Annotated in this window: 5 protein-coding genes; all 5 read right to left on the reverse strand. The window is 71.8% G+C overall.

Annotated elements, in window-relative coordinates; all coding sequences use genetic code 11:
• Positions 1–58: 58 nt before the first annotated feature.
• Entirely contained in the window at positions 59–1,291 is a 1,233-nt protein-coding gene (locus V7Q31_RS16905; RefSeq protein WP_333835026.1) for an HlyD family secretion protein, read from the reverse strand.
• The gene (locus tag V7Q31_RS16910; protein WP_333835027.1) at positions 1,284–1,706 is read right to left on the reverse strand and encodes a hypothetical protein; all 423 of its coding nucleotides are present in this window, start codon (positions 1,704–1,706) and stop codon (positions 1,284–1,286) included. The genes V7Q31_RS16905 and V7Q31_RS16910 overlap by 8 nt, the downstream gene beginning before the upstream one ends.
• An 80-nt stretch (positions 1,707–1,786) precedes the next feature.
• Complete coding sequence (locus tag V7Q31_RS16915) at positions 1,787–2,917, reverse strand: carboxylate-amine ligase (protein WP_333835028.1); 1,131 nt, start codon at positions 2,915–2,917, stop codon at positions 1,787–1,789.
• Positions 2,918–2,976: 59 nt separating this feature from the next.
• Positions 2,977–4,548, reverse strand: a complete 1,572-nt coding sequence (murJ, locus tag V7Q31_RS16920) for a murein biosynthesis integral membrane protein MurJ (RefSeq protein ID WP_333835029.1) — start codon at positions 4,546–4,548, stop codon at positions 2,977–2,979.
• A gap of 12 nt (positions 4,549–4,560) precedes the next feature.
• On the reverse strand, positions 4,561–5,892 hold a 1,332-nt coding region (locus V7Q31_RS16925; RefSeq protein WP_333835030.1), incomplete at its 5' end, for an ACT domain-containing protein.

The raw sequence follows: 5,892 nt of genomic DNA on the forward strand, positions 1-5,892 counted from the left end.
GGAGAATGCCGCCGGAGAGGCCACCGACCCAGTCAGCCCACACCCGCGATCATGGAGTCTAGTGGCCGCCCAGCACCAGCGTGCGGATCGGCAGGAGCAGCGCCTGACTGCGCAGCAGGATCGCATGCACGATGCCGATGGTGTCGACCGCATGCAGGACGAGGCGGGTCCCGAAGCCCAGATCGGGGTCGGACAGGCGGTCGTGATTGCTGGTGTAGGCGTTGACGATGCAGCGGCTGCCCGGCGGCACGCCCTCCATGCCGTCCGGATGCAGCGGCTCCAGCGCCGCCAGCACCGTGCCGGGCGCGCGCAGCGCGGCGACGTCCACCAGCTGATCGGCTGTGCGCAACTGCCCGTCGGCGATGACGGTCTGCACCGCCGTGATCACCAGCGGGATCACGGTGAGCGGCTTGGACAGGCACACCGCCTCGGCGTACATGCCGGTGCGGATCACCTGCGCCTCGAGCTGCCCGAAGCCCGCGGCGATGCGCTGGCGGCCCGAATCCTCGGGGATCAGCACGCCGGCGGGCCGCATGAACGGGTTCACCACGTCGCCGACGCGCAGCAGGAACTGCTCGACGCGGCCCGACACGCCGGCGCGCACCACGGTCTTGTCGAGCTGGGTCTGCGCCTCCTGAAGCGCGGCCTCGGCGCTGGCGCGGCGGGCGGGAAGCTGCACGGCCAGCCGCGCCTCGACCGCCTCGACCGCCGCCACGGCGGAGTCCACCGAGCCTTGACGCGTCTCGACGATCTCCTCGAGCCGCTCGATCTCGCGCCGCGGCACGACGTCGGGGTTGCGCTGCGCGAGCGTCTGCTTGTTCTGAAGCTCCTCCAGCGCCTGCCGATACGACGCCTCCGCGGTGCGCACCCCGCCTTGCGCCGCGGCGAGATCGGCGGTCGCGACCGAAGCGTCCGCCTCGACTTCCTCGATGCGCCGCTGCGCCGTCTCGAGCGCCGCCTGCTGCACGCTGTCGTCGAGGCGCAAAAGCGGCTGGCCCGCCTCGACCGCGGCGCTGGTCGTGACGAACACTTCGGCCACGCGGCCGTTGATCTCCGGCACGATGGGAACTGTGCGGAACACCGAAGACGCCGAAGTCGTCGAGGGGTGGAAGTAGAAGATCGCGGTGATCAGCAGAACCGTCAGGATGACGCAGCCTGAAATGCCCAGCCGCAGCTCGTACCAGACCGAGAACAGCGTGATCTCTCGCCCGAACCGCTTCCCTTGCGCGTAGCGGCGATAGAGATAGTCGGGAAAGATCGTGAAGAGCGAGCAGATCAACAGCTCAAGCATCGCGCGAGCCCCCATGCGGGGCGGGGGAGTTCGCGTCCACTGGAGGCGGCGTGTCCGCGTCCAGCGGCGCGTGGCCGCCCGCGATCCGCTCCAGAGACCCGGCGATGCTGCGCACCGGAGTGGAGATGTCCGGCAAATCGATCAGCGCCAGCAGCAGCCCCGCCACCCAGAAGGCGTGGACATGGGTGAAGAGCGCCAGCAGCCCCAGCACCGCGACGATCTCGAACTGGAGCTTGTGCGAGCGATGCGCCAACCGCTCCGGCAGCGTATGCAGCCAGAGGATGCCCGCGAGACCGCCGAAGAGCGCGAGCAGCAGGAAGATCGCCACATTGACCATCATCGGGTCGGAGCCGTCGGCGGCGGGCGCGAAGAAGGGCAGGTGCTCGGGGGCCAGCGCGTGCGTCGCGTCGCTCATCGGGGGTCCTCGGGGCGGCTGCGTCTGCGCACAGCGGTAGCCCGACGCGCCGCGCGGATAAAGCCGGAATCGGTCGGCGATCAGCTTTCGGAGAACTCCGCGATCAGATGGTCGACCACTGCCCGCAGCGCCTCGGGCTCGTCGGCGCCGGCGTCCTGCGCCGCCTTGAAGGCCGCGCGCTGACGGTCGGCGGAGGAACCTTCTGCGACGATGCGGCGGGCGTGGCGCAGTTCCTGCGCGCAGCCGAGCGCCTCGGCGTCGTCGCGGCACAGGTCGATCAGCTCCTCGATCAGATCGGCCATCGGCGCCATCTGGGCGCGTCCGTGATCGACCAGCTTGCCGGCGGCGCCGTAGCGCTGCGCGCGCCAGCGGTTCTCGCGGATCAGCGTCGCGGGGTAGAGCCGCCAGCGCTGGTTGCGCCCGCGCAGGCGGTAGAGATAGGCGAAGACCGATTGATAGAGCGCGGCCAGACACGCCGCGTCGTCGATGCGCGAACAGACGTCGGTGATGCGCTGCTCGACGGTGGGGAATTTCGCCGAAGGGCGGATGTCCCACCAGATCTTGGTCGCGTCCTCGACGCAGCCCGCCTGCACCAGATGCGCGACCAGACGGCGATACTCGCCATAGCTCGACATGGTGTCGGGCAGGCCGGTGCGGGGCAGGGCGTCGAACACGGTCAGGCGGTAGGAGGCGAGGCCCGTGTCCTCGCCGTCCCAGAAGGGCGAGGAGCAGGACAGCGCGAGTATGTGCGGCAGGAAATAGGCGGCCTGGTTCATCAGGTCGATGCGCAGATCCTCGTCCTCGACGCAGACATGGACGTGCATCCCGCAGATCAGCAGCCGGCGCACGGCGGCGCCGAGATCGGCGCGCAGTTCGTCGTAGCGGGGCTTGCGGGTGTGGGTCTGCGCGCGCCAGCGGGCGAAGGGGTGGGTGGAGGCCGCGATGGCGGCGTAGCCGAATTGCGCGCAGGCCTCGGCGACGCCCTTGCGCAGCGCGGCGAGTTCGTCCCGCGCGTCGCCGATGCGGGCGTGCGGGCGGGTGCCGACCTCGATCTGGCATTGCAGATATTCCGGCGTCACCCGCTCGCCGACGCGATCGGCGCAGGCGGTCAGGAAGTCCGGGTCGGGCTCGGCGACGAGGTCGCGCGTCTCGCGGTCGACGACGAGGTATTCCTCCTCGATCCCGACTGTGAAGCTCGGTCGCGGCGCCATCGCGGTCCCTCCCATGTTTTTCCCAAAGTTTACGGGCGGGTCGGCGCGGGACCAAAGCCTTAATCGGCCTTCGCGGGGCCTCGGCGCAGCGCCGCGCGCAACTCGGCCCGGCTGACGCCGCCGAGCAGGGCGACGAGACCCGCATAGAGCGCGCCCCCGCCGCCCACGAGCAGCGCCAGCGCCGCCCAGCGCAGCAGGGGATCGGCGAGCCATCCGGCCAGCGCCCATGCGGCGCCGGCCAGCGCCGCGCCCATCAGGGCCGAGGCCGCCAGCAGGCGCGGCGCGCGGCGGCGCAAGGCGGCGTCGGGCGCCAGAGCGTCGCCGAAGCCCCGCGCCCCGCGCAACAGGAGCCACATATTGAGCCAGCCCGCGACGGAGGTGCCGAGCGGAATGGCCAGCCACCCCACCGCCAGCGCGCCGAACGCCGAGATCGCGGTGTTCGCCGCCATCGCCCAGACGGCGCAGCGCAGCGGCGTCACCATGTCCTCGCGGGCGAAATAGGCGGGCTGGACGACCTTCTGGAGCACGAAGGCCGGCAGGCCGAGGCCGAACAGCGCCACCGCCGCCGCCGTCGCCGCCGCGTCGTCCGCCGTGAAGGCGCCCCGCTCGAACAGGGTCGCGACGATGGGGCCGGGAATGGCGACGAGCGCGGCGCTCGCCGGCAGCGTCAGCGCCAGCGCGAATTCCGACGCCCGCGCGGCGGCGTCGCGCGCGCCGCCGGCGTCGCCCGCGCGCAGGCGCCGCGACAGCTCCGGCAGCAGCACGACGCCGACCGCGACGCCGACCACGCCGAGCGGCAGCTGGTAGAGCCGGTCGGCGTAGCTCAGCCACGCGACGGCGCCGGTGAAGAACGAGGCGATCACCGTGCCGATCACGAGATTGATCTGGGTGACGCCGCCCGAGATCGCGCCGGGCACGCCGAGCCGCACCAGCCGCCGCACCCCCGGGGTCAGCCGCGGACGGCGCAGCCGCAACCGCATCCCCGCGCGTTCCGCCGCGATCCAGACGAGCCCGGCCTGCGCGAAGCCCGCCGCGAAGACGCCCCATGCGAGCGCCGCGCCCACCGGCCAGGCGAGGGCGGCGGCGAGCGCCATCGCGCCGATCAGGATCACGTTCAGCAGGATCGGCGCGGCGGCGGGAACGGCGAAGCGCCCCAGCGCGTTCAGCACCCCCGACAGCAGGGCGGTCAGCGACATGCAGAGCAGATAGGGGAACTGCACGCGCCCGTAGATCACGGCGAGGCCGAAGCGCTCCGGGTCGTCGGCGAAACCCGCGGCGAGCAGGAAGACCAGCGCGGGCATCGCGAGGAGCGCGAGCGCGGTCAGCGCCAGCAGCGTCCAGAAGAGCGCGGCGAGCGCTTCTTCGGCGAAGCCGCGCGCGGCCTCGGCGCCGTCGCCCTCCAGCCGCTTCGCGAAGAGCGGCACGAAGGCCATGTTGAAAGCGCCTTCGGCGAAGAAGCGGCGGAACATGTTGGGCAGGCGGAAGGCGACGAAGAACGCCTCCGCCGCCGGCCCCGCGCCGAGCAGCGCCGCGATCATGACGTCGCGCAGGAAGCCGAGAACCCGGCTGCCCATCGTCCACGCGCCGACCGTGGCGAAGCCGCGCAGCAGGCGGATCGGGCGGGCGGTCATGGGGCGTCCGGGTCAGGAAGCGGCGGGCTGCGCGTCCGCCGCCGCGCGGTCGATTGCGGCGCGCAGCTTGCGCGCGATCGCGTCCTGCTTGGCGCGCGAGCGGATCTTCAGGCCGAACAGGTCCTTGACGTAGAAGACGTCCACCGCCTGCTCGCCATAGGTCGCGATCACGGCGGAGAAGATGTTGATGTTGGCGGCGGCCAGCGTGCTGGTGAGGTCGTAGAGCAGGCCGAAGCGGTCGCGCGTGTCGACCTCGATCACGGTGTAGATGTCGGAGGCGTCGTTGTCGAAGGAGATGCGGGTCGGCGCCTCGAAGGGCCGCTCGCGCTTGCGCACGGCGCGCCGCCGCTCGGTAAGGGCCGCGCGCGGCGCCACGTCGCCCGAGAGCGCGCGGGCCACCGACTTGCGCAGCCGGTCGAACTGGGCGGGGTCGTAGGCGCCGCCCTCGCGGGCCTGAATCCAGAAGGCCGAACAGGCCATGCCGTCGACGCTCGTGAAGGTGCGCGCGTCCACGATCGACGCCCGCGCCAGCGCGAGCGCCAGCGCCATCCGGCTGAACAGGCCGGGATGGTCGGCCATGGTGATCAGCACGCGCGTCGCGTCGCGCTCGGGGTCGACGTCCACGTCGAGCGAGACCGCCTTGCCGTCATGGTCGCGCGCGAGGCGGGCGAGCGTCGCATGGGCGGCGCCGTCGAGACCGAGCCAGTAGGGCGGATAGTGGCGCGCGATCTCGGCGCCCAGCGCTTCCGCCGGCCAGTCGGCCAAGGCCTCCCGCAAGGCCGCCTGCGCCTCCTCGACGCGTTCGGCGCGGGACAGCCGCTCGGCGCCCCCCGTGAGCAGCGCGCGCGTGTCGAAGAACAGCGCGCGCAGGAGCTGCGCCTTCCAGTTGTTCCAGACGCCGGGCCCCACGGCGCGGATGTCGCAAGCGGTCAGCGTCAGCAAGAGCCGCAGCCGCTCGGGGCTGCGCACCTGATCGGCGAAGGCGCGCACCGTGCGCGGGTCGGAGATGTCGCGCTTCTGGGCGACGTCGGACATCAGCAGGTGATGGCGCACCAGCCACTCGACCATGTCGGTCTGCGTCTGGTCGAGGCCGAGCCGCGGGCACAGGTCGCGCGCCACCTGCGCGCCGACTTCGGAATGATCCTCGGGCAGCCCCTTGCCGATGTCGTGCAGAAAGAGGGCGGTGTAGAGCACGTCGCAGTCCACCCCCGCCTTCATGATCTCGGTCGTCACCGGCAGGTCGGCGATCAGCCCGCCTTGTTCGACGTGCTTCAGTTCGGCGATGGCGAGGATGGTGTGCTCGTCCACCGTGTAGTGGTGGTACATGTTGAACTGCATCATCGC

Origin of the sequence: Rubrimonas sp. (assembly GCF_036788415.1) — a bacterium.
Lineage (GTDB): Bacteria > Pseudomonadota > Alphaproteobacteria > Rhodobacterales > Rhodobacteraceae > Rubrimonas.

What these genes read in the sequence shown, in the direction of transcription:
- V7Q31_RS16905 (WP_333835026.1), bottom strand. Translation starts at nt 1,291, where the DNA reads ATGCTTGAGCTGTTGATCTGCTCGCTCTTCACGATCTTTCCCGACTAT.
- V7Q31_RS16910 (WP_333835027.1), bottom strand. Translation starts at nt 1,706, where the DNA reads ATGAGCGACGCGACGCACGCGCTGGCCCCCGAGCACCTGCCCTTCTTC.
- V7Q31_RS16915 (WP_333835028.1), bottom strand. Translation starts at nt 2,917, where the DNA reads ATGGCGCCGCGACCGAGCTTCACAGTCGGGATCGAGGAGGAATACCTC.
- murJ (WP_333835029.1), bottom strand. Translation starts at nt 4,548, where the DNA reads ATGACCGCCCGCCCGATCCGCCTGCTGCGCGGCTTCGCCACGGTCGGC.